Genomic DNA, 19,897 nt, shown 5'->3' with positions numbered 1-19,897 from the left:
CTTACCTCCATGAAACGAATCCGGATATTATTTTTGTGCGCGACCGTGATGACGACTGCAATTTTCGTGCGCGGTGTGGAACCGGTGCAGAACGCGCCCGCATCCCCGCCTGCAGTGACCGCGGCGCTGACGTCGCGTGTGCTGCGTGGATTGACTTACGCGACACCGCCGGGTGCCGAGTTGAAACTCGACTTGTATCTGCCGCTGGAGACTTCGGAGAAATCGCTGCCGCTCATCGTGTGGATTCACGGCGGTGGCTGGCGTGAAGGGAATCGCGGTTTCTGTCCGCTCGCGCCTTTGGTGAAAGAGGGCTACGCCGTCGCAAGCATCAGTTATCGGTTCACGCAGCAGGCCTTGTTCCCCGCGCAGATCGACGATGCACGCGCGGCGATTCAGTGGTTGCGGGCACACGCGAGCGATTATGGCATCGATCCGGCGCGCATCGGCGTGGCAGGCGAATCGGCGGGTGGCTTGCTCGCGGCGTTGCTCGGCACGGAGAGCATTGCGGACGAAAAAATTTCCAGTCGGGTGCGCGCGGTCGTGGCATTGTGTCCGCCGACAGACGTGACGCTCGAAGATAAAGAACAGGTGCTGGTCGCCGACCTCTTGAAGAGCAGCGATCCGAAAGAAGTGATGCGCGGCAAAACGATCCAGTCGCGCATCTTCACTTTGAATGCGGCATTGGGTGGACCGGTGAGCGAGCATCGCGAACTCGCTCGGCGCATGAGTGCGGTGACGTATGTGACCAGCGACGATCCTCCTTTTCTCCTCGTGCATGGCGACCGTGACGACCTCGTGCCAATTTCGCAGAGCGAACTATTACAAACGGCGCTGAAAAACGCCGGCGTGTCCGTGCAATTGGAAATAGTGCCAGGTGCGGGCCACGGTTTTGGTCGGCCCAAGCCACCGCTGATGGCGAAGATCAAAGCATTTTTCGATGCGCAGCTGTAACGGGAAATTTTTCACGACGGCGATTGTCGCGTTGGTTTGGCTCTTGGGGACAGTTCACGGCGCGGAGCCGGTCGTGGGGGAAAAACGCGTCATTCGCGGCATCACTTATGCGCAAGTGGGGGCGATTGAGCTCAAGCTCGACTTGCATCTTCCGGTGAAAGTTGAAGGGCCGCTGCCCGTATTAATCTGGCTGCATGCGGGCGGCTGGCGCGAAGGAGGCCGGGGATTTTGTCCGATCGCGAATTTCGCCAAGGAAGGCTATGCGGTGGCGAGCGTCAGCTACCGGCTGGTGCATCAGGCGATTTTTCCAGCGCAGATCGAAGATTGCAAAGCGGCGGTCCGCTGGTTGCGGGCGCACGCGGCGGAGTATGATCTTGATCCCGGCTTCATCGGCGCGTGTGGCGAATCGGCTGGCGGACATCTTGCCGCGATGCTCGGCACCACGAGCGGGCTGCCGGAGTTTGAAGGTGCGATTGGCGGCAATACCGCGTTTTCGAGTCGCGTGCAGGCCGTCGTGGGGCTGTGTGCGCCCGCGGATTTCACCACTATGCTGGGCCGCGCGCGCGAACGCAGTTTTTGGGCGAAGTTGATGACGTCGGGAAATTTCAGCGCGGCAGCGCACACTTTTGCCCGCACGCTTGCGCTGAAAAAATTTGTCGGGGGTGCGTTGCTCGATCAAGCCGTTGCGGTTCGGCAGGCAAGTCCAGCAGCGCATGTGTCGGCGGGCGATCCGCCCTTTCTATTGTTTCATGGACGCGGTGACCCGCTAATCCCGCTTTCACAGAGTGAGGAATTTCTGAAAGTGCTAAAAGCAGCGGGCGTCGAAAGCCGGCTTGAGATTTTGGAGGTGAGCACGCATGGCTTCGGGCGGTTTCCACCGACTATGATGACAAGCACGCGCGCTTTTTTTAACCGGCACCTCAAGCCGCCACCAACGCAGCGGGCTCGCGGAGAGACCTCGCAATGAAAAGTGCGCGCCAGCTGGCGTCTGCGGCAGGTTTTTTTGCCGATGCCAATATTCAATCGCGGCATCCGGCCGACGCGGCGGCGTGGGTGTGGCATCCCGACTGTGCGTTGGGCGAAACTGCGTTTGTCCGCTTCAGTCTGAACTTTGAATTGTCGGCTGACGAAACGATTTCAGTGCACGCTACGGCGGATCAGCGGTTTCAACTTCGCGTCGATGGTGAAGAAGTCGGCTATGGTCCGGATCGCGGTGACGTGGCAAGATGGCCGGTCGCGACATATGCGCTTTCACTGAAAGCCGGATCACATCGTTGCGAAGCGTTGGTGTGGTGGCTGAAGGACGAGGCGCTGACGGGGCTGCGCGTTGACCCTGCCTTGGGGAGCGTGAGCGTCCAAGTGCGGCCTCCGGTGGCGCAAGCGACGTGGCGCGGCGGATTTTTGCTGGCGGGGGAAGGCAGTTTCGCCGATCGCCTCAATACCGGGCGTGCGGCGTGGCAGGTGGAGAATTTGACGCCGGCCATTACGCCGGTGCAGCCCGTGTTTTACGCGTATCATGACATCGGGCCGGAGTTTCATGTGGACGGACGTAAGTGGAATGCGGCCGTTCCGTCGTATCCGGTCGAAGTGGTGGCGTCGGCGATCGCGGGAAATCCTCACGGCGTGCAACGTCCGGGCTGGCGGTTGCAGGCCGGGTCGCTTCCGGAGCAACAGCGCGCGATTTTTACCGTTGGTCGCGTGCGCTCGATCGCCCACACACTGACGGATGGCCCGTTCGAGGAAAATGAAACGCAGCATGCCGAGTCTGATGCGTGGACGCGTCTGTTTCGCGGCGCGGGAGAAATTAATATTCCGCCGCACAGTGAGCGCACGGTGTTGTGGGATTTCGAAGCGTATGGGTGTGGCTACGCGCGACTCGAGACGCGCGGTGGGGCGGGGGCGCGCGTGCGGATCGATTGGGCGGAGGCGTTGCACGTGGCGGCGAAGCGAAGTGAGGTCACGAAATCTACACCGAAAAGCCAGCGTGACGAGATCGCGGGCAAACTCATCGTGGGTTTCGGCGACGAGTTTTTTCCGAGCGACAGCAGCGTCGCGTTCCCGTCGTTTTGGTGGCGGTCGGGACGTTATCTGCGCGTGCAGGTGCGCACGCAGGCGGAGCCGCTTGGGCTGGAGTCACTGAAAATTTTCACCACGGGTTATCCGCTCGGCGAGGCGGCGCCGTTTCGATCGGACGATCCTGCGCTCGACGAAATCGGGACGTTGTGCGAACGGACAATTCGCGCCTGCGCACATGAAGTATGGGCGGACTGTCCGTATTACGAGCAGATGGCTTACGTCGGCGACAGCCGGCTGGCTGCGTTGAATAATTATGCACTGTTCGCGGATGATCGGTTGAGCCGGCGCATGCTGCAGTTGTTCGATGACTCGCGCGCGAACCACGGGCTTGTGGCCGAGCGCGCGCCAGCGGCGTGGCAACAGGTGAGCGTGACGTATTCACTGCTGTGGGTGCTGATGGTGCGCGATTTTGCGTGGTGGCGCGATGATACCGGTTTCGTGCGCGAGCGCTTGCGCGGCGTGCGGGCGATGATGGACGAGGTGCTGGCCCTGCGGGCGAACGATGGACTGCTGCACACCGTCCCGGGCTGGCCGTTTGTGGACTGGGTGCCGGCGTGGAACGAAGGGTGTGGCCCCGGTGTGCGCGAAGGCGACTCGTGCATCGTGAATCTCCATTTGCTCCTGGCGCTGCGCGCGCAGGGGGAACTCGAAACCTATTGTGGCGAGCCGGAGTTGGCGGCGCTGGCGAAGCGGCGTGGTGATCAATTATCCGAGATGATTGTGGGGCGCTATTGGGACAACCCACGCGGTTTACTCGCGGATACGGCTGAGCATTCTTCATTTAGCGAGCATGCGCAGGCGTTAGGAGTGCTCGCTGGGGTCGTCCCGACTGAAGGAGTCACGAAGTGGGTTGATGCGTGGCTGGCGTCGGATGACTTGGCGCAGGCGACGATTTATTTTTCATTTTATACCATGGAAGCCTTGCGCGCCACCGGTCGGGGAGACGCGCTGCATGCGAGAATGCAACTATGGCGCGACGTGCCGGCGACCGGTTTACTGACGCTGCCGGAAGCGCCCGAGCCGACGCGGAGCGATTGTCATGCGTGGAGTGCGCACGTGCGCTGGCACTTCGCCGCGTCGATCGCCGGGGTGAGATCGGTCGCCCCCGGATTCGCGCAAGTGGAAATCGCGCCGTTGCTCGGCGAATTGCGCGAACTCGAAACCGAAGTGCGGCACCCGCGAGGAGACATTAAAATTTCACTGCGCCGCGTAGGAGATGAGTTGAGCGGCTTCATCGAATTGCCCGCGAGTGTCACGGGCACGCTGCGCTGGCGTGATGCCACGCAAAGCCTGAGTGCCGGCAAAAATTTAATCACGCTGCTGTAATCCTCTCTCATGAAAATTTTTCGAATCGCCTGTGTGTTGGTGGGGTTGGCCGCGGCGTGGGTGTCGCTGCCTGCGGCCGCACCGGACCCGATCGCGTTTCGCGACGCGGCGTTGGGCAACCCGCATTTGAAAGACACCGACGGCGAACTCTTCGCCTGGAACGCGACCGGCGCGGCGAACGATCTCGTGCAGGGTTATGAAGCGACGGGCGACATGCGCTGGTTGGAAGGAGCCGAGAGTTATTTCAACTTTCTCTTGAGCAAACTCACGCGCGATCCCGATGGCCGGGAAGGCTGGATCGGCCAATCGATTTGGGGCACGCCGGGCCGCAAGCAACTCGGCGCGTATCGCATCGACGCCGTCGTGGGTGACGCGATCCTGCTCGCGCCGATGCTGCGTTTTGCGGAAATCGTGAAACGCGACCGGGCGCTCGAGGCGCGTTTTGGAAAATCAGCAGACCTCTACATCGAGAAGGCGAAACAGATCGGTTGGGAGAAGTGGAATCTGCGCAACACCTATTACCGTGACGCGGCGGGCTTTGGCAGCTATCGGATGCCGTTGCATTTCATCGATGCGAAATCCGGCGCGTGGGTCGAAACCCCGGTCGTGCCACACAGCGAAAATCTCAACAAACACAGCGCGATGGCGCTCGTGATGGTGCGGCTCTGGCGCGTGACGGGCAACGTGGAGTATCGGCTGCGGGCGGAGGAAATCATGGCGCGGTTGAAGCACCTGTTCCGCTATTTTCCCGAGGACGATCGCGTGACGTGGAATTTCTGGATGCCGCACGGGTCGCACGATATCGTGGACGGAAAACTCGCGAGCTGGGTGGGCGTGCACCCGAATCGGCCGGCGTATCAAAGCGAGGAAGTGGCGCGCATGGTGGAACTCTACGACAGTGGCCTCGTGTTCGATCAGGCGGATTTGCAGCGTTTGGTGAATGCGAACCACTTCATGATGCCGGCGCAGAGTGGCGGAAAATGGCGTTCCTCGGACGGTTCTAGCGAGGCGGGTAAACTGTGGGGCAGCCTTGTGCGCTTTGATGAAACTCTCCGCGCGCGCTGGCTGGAGACGTTGAAAAATCCTCGCACGCCAAAAGAGCAACTGGAGTTGGCCTATTATGAAAACGTGACGGCAAAAAATCTCGGTTGGCGTCGTCTGTTTGTGCTCAATGAACTGGAAGTGCGGATTTTTGCGCAAGCGCCGCAACCCGGGGCTGCGCTGGCGGCTTCGGTGATCGTGCCCGATTCGATCGACGTCGGCCGCGACCCGAACGTAACAACCCGATTAGTCACCCAAACGCGCGTGGCGGGCGAGTTGGTGATCGAACTGCTTTCCGCCGACGGCCGGCAGGTGCTCGGCGAATTGCACCGCGCGCAAGTCGGCGACGGCGCAGCAATTATTTTGCCGAGCTGGGACGGCACTAATCCGATGACGAAAGAAAAATCGCCGGGGCAATACCTCGTTCGGTGGAAATTGAACAAGGATACCCGCACCGAGCGCGTGTGGGTGAAGTCGACGCGACCGGATCAACCGCCCGTCGCGGCGAGTTCGTTCCAGGGAAATTATGTGCCAGAGAATGTGCTCGATGGTGATCTCGCCACGCGCTGGTCGGCCGAGGGTAACGAGCAATGGCTGAGCCTCGATCTTGGTGCGTCGCGGAAACTCGACGCGGTCGGCATCGCGTTTGCGCAAGGAGACAAACGCAACGCGTTGTTCGTGCTGCAGGTGTCGCTCGACGGCCGCACGTGGACGAATGTGTTCGACGGACAGTCTTCGGGGAAAACTACCGGCGTGGAGACATTTGCTTTTCCCGAAATCGAGGCGTGTCACGTGCGCTACCTCGGTTACGGGAACTCGGATAACGCGTGGAATAGCCTTTCGGAAATCACCCTCACTCCGCGCGCAGCGGCTGTCGCCAAATGAAAGTGAGATCTATTTTCCGGGGAGCTGCGATCGTGCTCCTGTCGGTGCAGGGACTCGCTGACGTGAAACTGGCGCCGTTGTTTGCCGATCACGCGGTGTTGCAACGTCGCATGGACGTGCCGGTGTGGGGCCGCGCCGACGCCGGCGAGGCGGTGACTGTGAAATTTCGCGAACACTCGGTGAAGACGGTAGCGGATACGTCGGGGCGCTGGCGCGTGACGTTTCCGCCTTTGGAAGCGGGCGCGCCGACGGAACTCGTCGTGAGTGGGAAAAATGTAGTGCGGTTGATCGACGTCGTGGTCGGGGAAGTGTGGTTGTGCGGCGGGCAATCGAACATGGCGTTTCGCGTGGAAGAAATGGAGCGGCCGGACGTGATCGCGGAGGCGACCAACGACCAGATCCGCCACTTTGCCGTCGGATTTGCCGCGGCGGCGACGCCTTCGGAAACCGCAGCTGGGTCGTGGAAAATTTGTTCGCCGGCGACAGTGGCCAAGTTCACCGCGAGCGGGTATTTTTTCGCGCGCGATTTGCAGGCGCGGCTGGGCGTGCCGATTGGGTTGGTGAATTCAAGTGTGGGCGGCACGCAGATCGAATCTTGGATGAGCGCGGAGTCGCTGGCCTCGAATCCGGCGTTTGCGATGGTAAACGAGCGCTGGGCGGCAGTGATGGGTGATTACCCGCGTTTGCAGCAAGACTACGAAGCCGCGCTGGCGTGGTGGGAACAGGCATCGGGACGCCAACGCTTGGAGTCGGCGAAGCAAAATCGTCGCAAGCCACTGCCGCCGCGCAGCTCCGCGCACCGCGATGCGCCGGCGAGTTTGTTTAATGCGATGATTCACCCGCTGGTGCCGTATGCGTTGCGCGGAATGATCTTTGACCAGGGCGCGGCGAACGCGACGCGCACGGATGAATATGGCGCGTTGTTTCGCGCGATGATCACGGACTGGCGCGCGCGTTGGGGCGATGCGGAGCAACCGTTTTATTTTATTCAGGCGCGCAATTACCGCGACCCGCTTTCGCCCGGCGACAATCGCGCGAAACTCCGTGAAGCGCAAGCGAGCGCGCTCGCGTTGCCGGCGACGGGCATGGCGGTGACGATCGACATCGGTGCGTCCGACGATCCGCATCCTCGTAACAAGGCCGAGGAGGGTGGGCGGCTCGCGCGGCTCGCGCTGGCGAAGACGTATGGCGAGGACGTCACCTTTTCCGGACCGGTGTTTCGCGGGCTTAAAAAAGCAGGCGGGGCGTTGCGCGTGGAGTTTGAGACGTTTGGCCACGAGCTGGCGGCCAGGGCAAATCCGCTCGAAGGATTTGAAATTGCCGCAGCCGACGGAAACTATTTTCCCGCGTCGGTGCGGATCGAAGGCCGCAGCGTAGTGGTTGCGAGCAAGGAAGTCGTTGCGCCGGTCGCGGTGCGTTACGCGTGGGGCGATGATCCGGCCTGCGACCTGGAAAGTGACGCGAAACTGCCGACGGCGCCGTTTCGCGCGGAGATTTTACGATGACACCTGTAATTGCTTCGCCAGTTCCAAATACCGATCGCGCGGCGCATCCCCGGGCGTGGACCGCGCTCGGGTTGTTGTGGTTCGCGTATTTTCTTAACCAGGCGGACCGGCAGATTTTACCGAATGTCATGTCGTTGGTGAAAGCCGAGTTTGGCTTGGATTCGGGGCAACTCGGATTGCTCAATTCGAGCTTTCACTGGGTGTTTGCCGCGATGGTGCCGGTGGCCGGCTGGCTGGCGGATCGCCGGGGACGGCGGCGCGTGGTGATCGTGGCGCTGGTCGCGTGGAGTCTCACGACCGGGCTTTCTGGCGTGGCGGGAAGTTTCCTCTTTTTGATTTTGATGCGCGCGGCGACCGGCGCGGGGGAGGCGTGTTACTTGCCGGCGGCGATGTCGTTGCTGACTGACTTGCATGCGCCGAAGCGGACGGGGTTCGTGTTATCGATGCATCAATCGGCGAATTACGTGGGTGTGGCCGTGGCCGGCATGGCGGCGGGTTGGATCGGACAAACGTATGGATGGGAGCACGCATTTATTATTTTCGGTGCCGCCGGGTTGGTCGTGGCGGCGTTGCTCGCGTGGCGACTGCCGGACGCGCCGCGAGCGTATGAAACCAAGGAAGTCATTCCGCTGCGCGTGCGGCTGCGCGAAGTGTTTGGCGTGCCGAGTTTCTATTGGCTGGTCGGTTCGTTTTTCGGGATGTTGCTCGTGAACAATGCGTATCTCGCGTGGATGCCGACGTTGCTGCACGAGCGGTTTCAACTGAGCCTGCCGGCGGCGGGATTTCATGCGGCGGTGTATCATCAGGCGGGCGCGCTGATCGGCGTGATCATCGGCGGAAGACTTTCCGACTGGTGGCTGACGCGCACCGTGCTCGGCCGGCCGCTCACGCAGATCACCGGCTTTTTGCTCGGCCTGCCGTTTATCGTGATGCTTGGCGTCGCCGAGGAAAAAATGACGGTGTATGCGGCGCTGGGAATTTTCGGCGTGTGCCGCGGGTTGTTTGACGCGGCGCTGTTCACGTCACTTTTCCCCGTGGTGCCGGTGCGGGTGCGGGGCCTCGCGTGCGGATTGATGATCGCGTTCGCGTTCCTCGGTGGCGGCTTTGCGCCCTGGATCGTGGGGCTGCTCGCGAAAGGCCAGGGACTCGGCAACGCCCTCGCGTGGAGCGCCACGGGTTATCTGATCGGTGCGGTGTGCCTCGCCGTGATGTGTTTCACCGTGTATCGACGTGACGCGGCCAAAGCCGCCGCTGCAGTTTAACATGGCCTTACCCGAACCGATTTGCCGCTGGTTGTTTCAAGAAGAGGCGGGCGCGCCGCGCGTTTCCGAGGGACGCCATGCGTATGCGTTGCGCGAGCAAGGCGGGCCGATCGCGCGCGTGGAGCACGACGGTGCGTGCGGCGCGCACAGCGTGGAGTTGAAGGAGGGCCAGTGGTTCAATTTGCCGCGCGCAGAGTGCCCGGCGCTGAACCGGCACGGACGCGTGCCAGTAAGCGTGGTGGCGTGGGTGAAGCGTGCACCAAAAAGTTTTAAGCAATGTCAGGCGGTCGCCGGCATGTGGAACGAGACGGGCGAGACGCGGCAGTATTGTCTCTTCCTCGACCTGACGATCTGGGACAGTGCGGATTCGGTATGCGGCCATGTGTCGGCGACGGGCAAGCCGAGTCCCGGTTACGAATATTGCATGGAAGCCGGCATCGGTGCGAAGCCCGTCACACTCGGCGAATGGCAGCAAGTGGCGTTCACGTTCGATGGCGACTGGGTGCGCGTTTACCTCGATGGAAAATTGGATTACCGGCCGGGGTTGAGTCCATATTACTGGCCGCACGCGATCAATGCAGTGGGCGAGCGCGGCTCGGATTTCACGGTGGGCGCCGTGTTTCGTTGGGGAGAAATGGGCAACTTTTTCGTCGGCGGGCTCGGTGGGCTTGCGGTGTATGATGTCGCGTTGGGCGAAACGGAAATCACCGCCCTGCATGCGGCGCGGAGTTGCTGAATCGCGACAAACCACCGAGGCATGCGATTCATTCCCCAACAGCTGGATTTTGAGCGCAGCCCGTTCACCGGTCTGACGCGCGCGCATTGGGTGCAGAGCGCGGAGGGTTTGCTCGAGGGAATTTTTTCGCACGTGCGCGACGATGATGCGCCGATCGTATTTCCGAAGCGATCCGCGGTCGCTTACCCACGAACAGACGCCTTGTGGGTGGCGCTGCGGGCGGAGGAAGCCGAGGGACTCGCACGCACGTTCCTCATCGCGGCGCCGCTGCTGGCGGAGAATCCGGACGTGGAAGCGGGCGGACGCCGGCTGCGTGATTATTATGCGAGCCAAGTGTTGCGTGCGTGCGACCCGTCATCGCCGCGCTTTTGGGGTGACGCAAAAAATCTCGCAGAAGCGAACAAGGGCACCCCGCCGCAGCAAATGGTTGAAGCCGCGGCGTTGTGCATCGGGCTGATGAGCTGTCGCGCGGTGATTTGGGATCGTTACACGTCCGGGCATCGTGATCGGGTGGCGGCGTGGTTGAGTGAATTCGCGCATGCACCAACGCATCCGCACAACTGGCGTTTTTTCAATGTGCTCATCGGCGCGTTTCTGGAGGCGCACGGTTATCCGGTGGATGAGAAAATGATTCTCACGCACCTCGCGGCGCTGATGGATTATTATGCGGGCGATGGCTGGTATCGCGACGGCAAGCAGTTCGATTATTATTCGCCGTGGGCGTTTCAATTTTACGGCCCGCTCTGGTGCGAATGGATCGGCTACCAGAAATATCCAGAACTGGCCGCGCTCATCGAGCGACGTCACGCGGAGTTGATGGAAAATTACCCGCATTTTTTTGGGCGCGGGGGCGAATCGCTACTGTGGGGCCGCAGTGCGATTTATCGCTGTGCGGCCTCGGCACCGTTGGTGACAGCCTTTCGTTTGAAACACACGCCGCTCGATCCCGGGCAGGCGAGGCGGATTGCTTCGGGGAATCTGCTGCAGTTTCTCGGGCGTCAAGATTTCTGGCAGGACGGCATTCCGAGTCTGGGGTTTTACGGTCCGCGTGATGCCGTGCTGCAAGCATACAGCTGTGCGGCGAGTCCGTTTTGGCTGGCGAAAATTTATCAGGCGCTTGCGTTGCCGGCGGAGGCCCCTTTTTGGACGGCGCAGGAAAATGACGGCGCTTGGGCGCGGTTGGGGCGCAGGTCGAGCACGCTGGCACTCGACGGCGCGGGATTGTGTGCGACGTTGCACGGGACGACGGGCGCGGCGGAGTGTCGCTCCGGCAAAGTGAATTTCGACAATGCGTTGTATCAACGTTTGGTGTTCAACACGGAATTTCCGTGGGAAGCGGACGATCCGACGGGGCTGACGGCGATGGCTTATTCGCTGCGAGCGGTGCCGGGAACCGGAGATTTCCAATGTCCGATCGCGACCACGCACGATGGAATGCGGGACGGAGTGCTTTACCGAAAACTGGTTTTTGCAGCGGGTGAATTCCCTCCGGATCACGCGGAAATCGATTTGGCGGAAATCATTATTCCCGGCGGGGTGTTGCGCGTGGACCGCGTGCGCATCGCGGGTGCCTACGAATTGAGCCTTGGGCATTTTGGCCTGCCGCATGAGTCGGATCGCGCGCCGGCGACGGTGAAATTTGCAAATGGCCTGAGTGCGATGGGCAAAACGCGCGGTCTGTTTTTAGCCGGATTGGGCGGTTGGAATGAGTTCGGCGCGCACGTGCACAGTGGAAAAAACGTGGAAACAGAAATCAGCACGGTGCTCTATGCGCGCAAACGCGTGTCCTCGGCGCGACCGAGCGGTGAACTTGTGGTGACGTTAATGCTGCATCGCACGGACGCGGTTGGGTGGAGCGAGGTTGAAGCAAATCCGATCGAACGATGGACCGAAATCGAGCACACGCCCTCGGGCGCGCCGCAGATCATCGTGGTGGTTTTCAAAAACGGGGAAACGCGCACCGTGGATTTCGGCGGACAAGAAGGCGCGGCGAAATCTGAAACCCCATCGCCTGCATGAAGCCGATCACTCGCGCCGCGTTTTCATTTTTCCTAGTGCTGGTTTTGAGCGGCGCTGTGACTTCGCGGGCGCAACCGAGTCCGGCGCCGCAATCGCTGGGGGCGTTTGAGTTGCACGCGCCGCGCTTGCGGGCGGAAGCGGATGCCTGGGCGAGAGTGGCCGGAGTTGAGAAGACTGACGCTGAGCGCACCCTGCTTGCACGGGGACGGGCGACGATCTTGGGCAACGTGGTGGAGGTGCCAGCGTGGGCGCCTCGCCGCGGGATTGAGCCGGCGTCGCGGGTGTATCGCGGCATTTGGAATTGGGACGCAGCATTTCACGCGGTCGGTGTGTCGCATTGGGATACGGCGCTCGCGCGCGAGCAGATCGACATCGTGCTGGCGCACCAGCTCACCAACGGGATGTTGCCCGATGTCATTCACGAGAACGGAAAGGTGAATAACGATTACACCAAACCGCCCGTGATGGCGTGGGCGGTGGCGGTGGTGGATCGACGCGCACCGAACGACGCCTGGATCACGCGCGTGTATCCGCAGCTGGTGCGCCTCGGTGAGTTCTGGCGCAAGGAGCGCGGCGGCGAACGCGATGGATTGTATTTCTACGCGGGTGGCCATGTGGGCAACGAATCCGGCTGGGACAATTCCGTGAGGTGGGACGGCGGTTATCAGCTCGCGACGAGCGACGCCCAGCGGCTGTGGGCGATCGATCTTAGTTGTTATCTCTACGCGCACTATCGTGCACTGGCTTATCTGGCGGGACGGATAAATTCTACGGACGCGCATGAATGGACTAAACAAGCGGACGCGCTCGCGGAGCAGATCAACGCGCGGTTGTGGGACGACGATTTGGGCTTTTATATCGATCGCGCCCGGGCGAGCGGCAAAAGCAGTCCAGTGCTTTCGCCCGCGGGATTCATGCCGTTGTTCGTGAAAATCGCGTCGCGCGCGCGGGCGGAGCGGCTGGCGAAAGTCGCGGCGGATCCTGCAAAGTTTTTCCCCGGGATGCCGACCGCCGCTTACGACACGCCCGGCTACGACAGCCAAAAAATGTGGCGAGGCCCGGCGTGGTTGAACACGTCATTCTTCGCGCTGAAAGGCCTGAGGGATTATGGCCACGCGCGTCCCGCGGAAGAGATGCGGACGACGCTGCTCAACTGGGTGACCGCTGAACCGAATTTACTGCGAGAATATTATGATTCGAAAACCGGTGAAGCGATCGGCGCGCGACGCTTTTCTTGGACGGGCGTCTTCGTAATCGCGTTCGTGCTCGATTGGGAAAACGACAACCTTACCTGGCTGTTTCCGGAGCCCGTGAATGAAGAGAAAAAGTCCGCGCCCTGAACAATGAAACCCCGGCGCGCTCACTGGTTGAACGGGATGGTGTGGTGCGCTGTCTGGACAGTCTTGGGGGCGGCAGTGGTCGAGGCTCCCGCGTCTTCTCCGCAAAGTGAAGCGATTGTCGCCGGGGAAGAGCCGACTCTGGAGTTACCGGTTTTTAAAGTGCGGGAAGAGGCCGAATTGCCGCAGCGAGAAGCGTGGCGTTATGGAACGATTCCCGGATTCGAAATCCTGTCCAATACCTCGGACGTGACGACGATGGAGTGGATTCATGACCTTCAAGCTGTGCTGCAGGTCGGAGAATTAGTGTGGCCGATCAAGCTGGCGAGCAACCGACCGATGACGCTGATCCTGTGTGATGATGCAGCGGGGCTGAAAGATTTCGGTTTCGAAAAATTTTACCGGGAGAAGTTGGGGTTGACGCGCGTTTTCGCGGAAAGCGTCTCGGATTGGGAGCAGTTGTTTTTCATTCAAAACGCTGCGTTGAATCACGACGCTGAAAATCGTTGGCGCAGGCTGGCGCAGTTATATTATTACCGATGTGGCCAGACTGAGCCTCGTCCGCCGGAGTGGATGGCTCACGCTGGACGTAAATTCATATCGACGGCTGTCAGTATGGCGGCCGACTCCGTGATCGTGGGAAAGGTGCACGAGAGGTATTACCGGCGGTCGACGGTAGCGCACCCGAGCGTGCAGCTGAGTGAAATATTCCGATCGGATACACCAGTGGGCGATCAAACAATCGTCGGGCAAGGCAGGTATTGGCGCGAAGGCGAACCGATCCCGAAAAGTATGGCCAGTCGACTATTCAGCCAATTCCTGCCGTTCGCTCAGTTCTGTTTGTTAGATGAACCCGAGAAGTATGAGTCGGGTTTCGTGCAACTCATCAACCGAGCACGCATGGAGCCGGTAACGGCGCAATTGTTTGAGGAATGCTTCGGGAAATCCGTCGCTGCGATGGAGGAAGCCACGAGGGATTTTCAGGGAAGAGTCCGTTTTATTGAACAGACCCCAATTAAGACCATCAAAGGAACGCTCAAGTATGAGCCTGTGAGCTTGCGTGATGCGACTGATGCAGAAGTAGGACGCATCAAAGGGGAGGCGCTCGCGCTGCTTGAAAGGCCACAGGTTGATCCGCGCGCGATGTTGCGCGCACCTTATGTGCGCGGCGAGCGTGACCCGCAGTTGTTGGCGGCAATTGGCTTGCACGAACAAAAACTTGGCAACGCTGCGGAAGCGCGACGGTTTCTGGAGACTGCGGTGCGCGGAAAAGTGAAGCGGCCCCGCGCTTATCTGGAGCTGGCGCGGATTCATTACGACGAAATCCTCAAAACGCCGGCGGGACCAAGCGGGACATTGAGCGCGGAGCAGATCAAGCCTGTGATGGAGTTGCTGGAAGCTGCGCGCGGTATTTCACCGAAGATACCCGAGGTTTATGATTTGATCGCTGAAGTGTGCGCGCGCGCCGAAGTCGCGGTCGTGCAGCGTTACTTGACGGCGATCGACGAAGGCCTGCGACTTTTCCCCTATCATGCTGAACTAGTCTGCCAGGGCGCCGCGGCGTTTGCGCATGCAGGTTACGTCAAGGAAGCCCGACAACTGATTGAGTATGGGCAACGGCGCTTTCGTCATTACGCGCCGGAGTATCGCGGGCGACTGACAATTTTGCAGTCAAATCTGCCCGCGCAAACTTCAGAGCGCGAGATGCACGCTGAGCAGAATTCTCGCGGCACTTCGTCGCAGAAGGCCGAAGCAGCGAAGCGATGATCTTTATCGGTCAGTGGGCGAAATCGTTTTTGTGGGGACGCACACGTGTAATCACGGAGGTTTCAAGCAAGCGGTTTTCGATTAAGCGGATGTTTTGAGCCATGCTCAAAACTACTTTCTGGAGAGGCTGAGGGGGCGTTGATGGCAGGCGGAATACGAAACCTACTCACGTGGTTCGTTAATCTTTATCCCCCCAATACCCTCATGAAATCACGTCACCTTACGTGCGCGGTGGTTGCCGGCTTGCTCGGTCTCGCCTCCACGCTCAATGCGCAACTCGTCTATAATTTTGCCAACACCCACAGTAACAACGATCCCGTGGCCGGGCGCAAATCGGCGAACGTAAACGCCGATCTCGCGTCGGGCTCGATCACGGGGCTCTACGCCTATCGCGGCGCGACCGCGATCGATCACACTTTTATCGATGCGGATGGATTGGATAATCGCATCGGTCTCTCCAATGCCAATGGTGCGGGCACCACGACGGATAAAGGGTTTCTTTTTGCCGTGTCGGTGGCTTCGACTCCTTCCGAGCGATGGCTGACCCTGACTAATTTTGAAGCGTTCACGCCGACCACGATTACTTGGCAGGCCGCGAACTCCGCCACGAGTGTCGTGGTGCGCCTCGCCGTGCAAAGTGGCGGAAGCTGGTATGCGACCGAAGCTAATTTCGGCACGGCCGCGCTGACCCTGGCGAACTTTCAAGGTTCGTTGGCCGAAAACAAATCATTCAACTTCGCCGGCAATCTCGCGGCGGCCAACTGGCGCACCATTTCGTTTACCGCGGGCAGCTCTCTCGTGGTAGGCGGATCCGGCAGCGTCTCTAACGCACTCGCCGAGGATATCACCGGCATCGGTTTCTACATCGAGCAAAGTGCCGCCAGCACGGCCCGCGTCGATAATCTCACGATCAATGGTGCTTTCGCGCCGGCGTCGGCGATTCCGGAGCCGTCGACGTATGCGTTGATTCTCGGCGTGGCCGGACTGGGCTTGAGCTGGTTCCGCCGTCGCCGTCGGTAAGCGATCGAGGATTTACGCGGCCGCAGACTTTTCGCCAAGTTTGCGGCTGATTTCCCGCGCAGTGGCGCGGCAGGCCTCGACCAAGGCGAAGCGGTCTCGCTCCGACGCGGTGGTCTCCATGTAAGCGCCCACTGCGGCGATCAAAGCGTTGCCCGTGGAAAAAATCGGTGCGGCCACGCGGTAAAATTCACGATCGGGAAATTCCGGAATGGCGTAACCGAGCCGGCGCACGTCGGCGAGAAATCCGTGCAGGCGCGTGAGATTGCCCCAGTGAGCGGTGCCGGTGCGCTCAAACGGATGTTTCTTAAAAAACTCCGCCTGATCTTCCGGCGAATCGTAGGCGAGAAACAGCAACGCGCTGGCTTTTTCGTAAGGCCGGTGGAGCACGCTGCGTTGCACCACGGCGACGCCGGGGCGGTGCGCGGTCACCGAAATACGCGGACAACTTTCCGCGCCGGGCAAACGATCCACGAGGCTGAAGTTGGAGCCGGGCAGGCGTAATTGATGACGCGAGAGCACGGGCGCGGCGACGGCCAGTAAATGACGTTCGCTTTCGAGGCGAACGAGATCTTCAACCACGGGCCCGAGATGAAATCGCAGCGGGGAAGTGGAGCGCGTGAGCAAATTATCGCCTTCAAGCGTGCGCACGAGTCGGTAGGCCGTATTCGGATTCAATCCGGTGGCGTGTGAGATTTGTGTGAGCGTGCGCCCGCGCTCGGCGCCGGCCACCGCAAATAAAATCTGCGCGGCGCGATTGAGCGACTGGATAGGGGCGTTTCCGGACATATAAAAACCGCTGGCCGCGTGAGCGCGGGCCAGCGGTGAGGTTTAAGTCGCTCAGCTTTGAACGACCGGGCGTGAGAACTTGCGACGGGCGGCGGCGAGCACCAGTGCGGCGACGCCGGCCATCATCGCATAAGTCGAAGGCTCGGGAATCGCGGACACGGCGCTCAACTGATCACCGACGAGTTGGGCTTCCGCGCCATCGATGGTGATGCGCGAAAGGTTTTGCGTGGTGAAACCGGCACCCGTGACGCGCAAGCTCGCCGTGCTGACGGAGCCGACGAAGTTAATGAAGCCGTTCCAGTCCGGATTGGGCTGGCCCATGGCGAACAGAAACGTGGCACCGCTGCCAACGTTGATCGTGAGCGTGGAGCCCGTGGTGACATCGAACGTGTTGCCAATCGTGAACGTGCCGTCGCCGACGTTCCACGTTTGCGTCGCGGTGGTGAGCAGCGTGCTTTGGAAATCAACGCCGAGACCGAGGTTCGAGATGCCGCCCGCGCCGAGGGTGAGCGTCTCTGCGCTGGCGCTGACGAACATTCCCGAAATGCCCGACTGAATGGTCAGGCTGTTGGCGGCGAAGTTGCCGCCGTTGTCGAGGCCGACAAGGTCGCTGATCGCGAGGCTGAGGTCGGCGCCCGAAGCGGGCACGGCGTTACCGGCCCAGTTGGCGGGATTGCTGAAGGAGAAGTCGGCCGCGGCATTCGTCCACACCGATTGGGCGGAGACGAGCGCGGGTAACGCGAGCAAACTGGCGAGGGAGATGAGTTGAGTCAGAGATTTCATTGGTGGCGGGTGTCAGAATAGGGAAGGGGTTGGGAAACGAAGGTGGCGTTGCCGGTGGCGGCGGCGCGGCGCAAGACCGAGACGGCGCGGCCGGGTTCGACCACGAGTGAGGCGTGATTGGCGTTGGTGGTGTCGCCTTGACGGCGCCATTCGCCGGCGCTTGTGCGCCAGTAAGCGACCCATTGCGTGCCGCTCCACAGGCTGACGGTGTCAGCGGAAGCGAAAGCGTCGTTCGACACCCATGTGCCCGGGCCGGTGAAGGCGAAGCTCGCGAGCGTTTGCGTCACGGGAAAACGCGCGGTCGTCATCGCGGTGCCCGCGCCGGCGTGGCGCAGCAGTTGGCGCGATTCAGGCGCGATGCCGGGTAACACCAGCGTGGTGGCCGGGCGACCCGCGCGGCGCGTGAGCACCCACGCTTGTTGCGGCGCGATCACGAGATTGTTTTGCGACGTGCTGCCGGTGGTTTGGCCAAGCCAGCTGTTGGTCGTGGTCGAGCGGTAGTAAGAAACCCACTTCGTGCCGTCCCACAGACCGATGGTGTCGGCGGTAAAGAGCGAATTGCCTCCGGTGACCAATCCGGTGAAGAGCGTGTCGAGCGTGTCGGCCGGAACGATTTCGACGGTGTTGCCGACGACGACACTAAAACTCGCGGCGTTGAGCGCGACGCTTTGGCTGGTGTTGTCCACGAGGTTCACGGTGATCGAGCTGGCGTCGTTGGCGGTGATGAGCGCGACGCGACCGGCTTGCGGGCCGCTGACGATGCGGAGCCAGCAGGGGCTGCTCGTGAAAGCACCGGCGGTAAACGGCGTGCCGGCAAACGTGAGTTGCGAAGCGGCGACGGCGGTGACGTTGCCGCTGAAGAGCGCGGACGGGAGCAGCGCTTGGCCAAGGTAACTGTTCGAAGCGCCGGCGGGCAAAGGCGTGGCGAGGTAGCCTTCGGCTTGCGTGCGCTCGGTGCGGTCACCGTCGCTGATGGCCAGACGAAGGAAACGGCGCGTGGCGTTGGCCGGCGGCGTGTCGTTGACCGTGACGGAAGTGCCGACGCTGCCGGGATTGGTGGCGAGCGTGGTCCACGTGACGAGATCGCTGGAAGCTTCGACCTTGTAGGTGAAGTTGGCGCTGGCGCGTTGGAAGGTGAGGCTCGCGACGCCGCCGGAATAATTTACGGCGGGCAAGTGCGACTGGTAGCCGTTGGTGCTGCCGTTGAGCGCGGCGGCGAAGAGTTGCGCGGGCGATTGCCAAATGGAGTTGAGGTAGGCGTCGGTCGGCAGCGGCACGCCGAAATCTTCCGGGGTGCTGGTGAGCAACGACGAATCGATCGTCCATGCGCCGGAAGCGACGGTCGTGCCCTGGGTGGCCCGAGTGTTGGTGACTTCAGCGATGGTTGCCGAGGTGTAGCCGGTCATGCGGCCGATGAGGATGGAGTCGCGGATGCGGAAATCAGTGCCGCCGCCATTAAACGGTTTGCCGACGTCGTCAGGATTCGGCGGCGTGTAGCCGACCGGATACGGATAACGCGAGAGCGCGGGCGCGAGCGCGGCGATGTAGCAATGCTCCATGATGAGGCCGGCGAGCGAGCCGGTTTGAATCGCGCAGTTGCTGCTTGAGAACATCGCGGTGTCGCGGAACACGGCGTTGCTGTAAGCGGACGAGCCTTGGAATTGGAGCGTATCGCTGTGTTGAGAGCCGTTGGCGCGGTAGTCGGGCGCGAAGTAACAACCGATGAATTGGAAGTTATCGACGGTGCCGTTGGTGCTGGTCGCGACCTGGGCGTTGTCGTCGCCGGTGAGATCGAGATTGGGCAACACAACTTCGACGAACTCCATGTTGGAGCTGTTCATGTTCGTGGACGCCGAGGCGCCGAGCCAGACGGTGATCTTGGTCCAGGCAATGGCCGAGTTGACGCACGCGCTCGGCCGGAGTGCGCGGGCGATGAAGCCGGCGAAGCACACGCCGTGAACGTTGTGGATACGGGCGCCGATATTGGCGGCGATGCCGATCTGCACGGTGCCGTAGCCATCGCGAGGTGCGACGGTCACGCGTTTGGTCCACGTGGCGGAACCGACATTTTGGATCACCGGTGTGGAAGTGGCGCCGGAGCCGTTGCCCGGCAATTCGCCCGGAGCGACGCGGATAAGCACGCCGGCGGCCGCCATTTCAGGAGTGACGGTGAGGATCGCGTTGCGAATCGCGGTCCACGTGCACGCGACGTCGATGATGTTGGCAACGGACGGATCATACATGAACGGCGTCGGCAACAGGCTGGGCCAGTGCGTGCCGTTGGGACCGAAGGAGGCGACGCGGGTCGGGGTGCTGAATCCGAGCACCGGAATGAGCGCGCACAGCAAGGTTCGCGCGAGGAGACGTTTCGTGAGGAAGCGCATGGGGACGGGGCCGTGCGAT

14 protein-coding genes are annotated in these 19,897 nt (G+C 61.3%); 11 read left to right on the top strand and 3 right to left on the bottom strand.

Going from position 1 to position 19,897, the window contains the following annotated elements; all coding sequences use genetic code 11:
* Positions 1–9: 9 nt before the first annotated feature.
* The 11 genes from ACRRQW_RS00730 to ACRRQW_RS00680 all read left to right on the top strand — a co-directional run bounded on the left by ACRRQW_RS00730 (position 10) and on the right by ACRRQW_RS00680 (position 15,925).
* Positions 10–951 carry an alpha/beta fold hydrolase gene (locus ACRRQW_RS00730; RefSeq protein WP_438479248.1) on the top strand — a complete coding sequence of 314 codons (942 nt, stop codon included), beginning with the start codon at positions 10–12 and terminating at the stop codon, positions 949–951.
* Positions 938–1,918 carry an alpha/beta hydrolase fold domain-containing protein gene (locus ACRRQW_RS00725; RefSeq protein WP_438479247.1) on the top strand — a complete coding sequence of 327 codons (981 nt, stop codon included), beginning with the start codon at positions 938–940 and terminating at the stop codon, positions 1,916–1,918. The genes ACRRQW_RS00730 and ACRRQW_RS00725 overlap by 14 nt, the downstream gene beginning before the upstream one ends.
* Positions 1,915–4,353 (top strand): alpha-L-rhamnosidase-related protein, encoded by a 2,439-nt coding sequence (locus ACRRQW_RS00720; RefSeq protein WP_438479246.1) that lies wholly within the window; start codon positions 1,915–1,917, stop codon positions 4,351–4,353. Before ACRRQW_RS00725 ends, ACRRQW_RS00720 begins: the two co-directional genes overlap by 4 nt.
* A gap of 9 nt (positions 4,354–4,362) precedes the next feature.
* The gene (locus ACRRQW_RS00715; RefSeq protein WP_438479245.1) at positions 4,363–6,279 is read left to right on the top strand and encodes a discoidin domain-containing protein; all 1,917 of its coding nucleotides are present in this window, start codon (positions 4,363–4,365) and stop codon (positions 6,277–6,279) included.
* Entirely contained in the window at positions 6,276–7,784 is a 1,509-nt protein-coding gene (locus ACRRQW_RS00710) for a sialate O-acetylesterase (protein ID WP_438479244.1), read from the top strand. The genes ACRRQW_RS00715 and ACRRQW_RS00710 overlap by 4 nt, the downstream gene beginning before the upstream one ends.
* Entirely contained in the window at positions 7,781–9,046 is a 1,266-nt protein-coding gene (locus tag ACRRQW_RS00705; protein ID WP_438479242.1) for an MFS transporter, read from the top strand. Before ACRRQW_RS00710 ends, ACRRQW_RS00705 begins: the two co-directional genes overlap by 4 nt.
* A 1-nt stretch (position 9,047) precedes the next feature.
* On the top strand, positions 9,048–9,782 hold the full coding sequence (locus tag ACRRQW_RS00700; RefSeq protein ID WP_438479241.1) for a LamG-like jellyroll fold domain-containing protein: 735 nt from the start codon (positions 9,048–9,050) through the stop codon (positions 9,780–9,782).
* A gap of 21 nt (positions 9,783–9,803) precedes the next feature.
* Positions 9,804–11,801, top strand: coding sequence for a DUF2264 domain-containing protein (locus ACRRQW_RS00695; protein ID WP_438479239.1), 1,998 nt, complete (start codon positions 9,804–9,806; stop codon positions 11,799–11,801).
* Positions 11,798–13,141, top strand: a complete 1,344-nt coding sequence (locus ACRRQW_RS00690; protein WP_438479237.1) for an amylo-alpha-1,6-glucosidase — start codon at positions 11,798–11,800, stop codon at positions 13,139–13,141. Before ACRRQW_RS00695 ends, ACRRQW_RS00690 begins: the two co-directional genes overlap by 4 nt.
* Before the next feature lie 75 nt (positions 13,142–13,216).
* Positions 13,217–14,905 (top strand): tetratricopeptide repeat protein, encoded by a 1,689-nt coding sequence (locus ACRRQW_RS00685; RefSeq protein WP_438479236.1) that lies wholly within the window; start codon positions 13,217–13,219, stop codon positions 14,903–14,905.
* A 204-nt stretch (positions 14,906–15,109) separates the two neighbouring features.
* On the top strand, positions 15,110–15,925 hold the full coding sequence (locus ACRRQW_RS00680) for a PEP-CTERM sorting domain-containing protein (RefSeq protein ID WP_438479235.1): 816 nt from the start codon (positions 15,110–15,112) through the stop codon (positions 15,923–15,925).
* Between the two features lie 12 nt (positions 15,926–15,937).
* Here ACRRQW_RS00680 and ACRRQW_RS00675 read toward each other — a convergent pair whose 3' ends face one another.
* Genes ACRRQW_RS00675 through ACRRQW_RS00665 form a run of 3 tightly spaced genes read right to left on the bottom strand, consistent with a single transcriptional unit; the run spans position 15,938 to position 19,878 of the window.
* On the bottom strand, positions 15,938–16,711 hold the full coding sequence (locus ACRRQW_RS00675; protein ID WP_438479233.1) for an IclR family transcriptional regulator: 774 nt from the start codon (positions 16,709–16,711) through the stop codon (positions 15,938–15,940).
* A 51-nt stretch (positions 16,712–16,762) separates the two neighbouring features.
* Positions 16,763–17,494, bottom strand: coding sequence for a PEP-CTERM sorting domain-containing protein (locus ACRRQW_RS00670; RefSeq protein WP_438479231.1), 732 nt, complete (start codon positions 17,492–17,494; stop codon positions 16,763–16,765).
* Positions 17,491–19,878 (bottom strand): hypothetical protein, encoded by a 2,388-nt coding sequence (locus ACRRQW_RS00665; RefSeq protein ID WP_438479229.1) that lies wholly within the window; start codon positions 19,876–19,878, stop codon positions 17,491–17,493. The genes ACRRQW_RS00670 and ACRRQW_RS00665 overlap by 4 nt, the downstream gene beginning before the upstream one ends.
* Positions 19,879–19,897: the final 19 nt, after the last annotated feature.

The sequence above is a fragment of the Oleiharenicola lentus genome (genome assembly GCF_051660365.1).
GTDB lineage: Bacteria > Verrucomicrobiota > Verrucomicrobiia > Opitutales > Opitutaceae > Lacunisphaera > Lacunisphaera lenta_A.
Note: the sequence above shows the minus strand (reverse complement) of the source record. Positions and strands in the feature narration are given on the sequence as shown.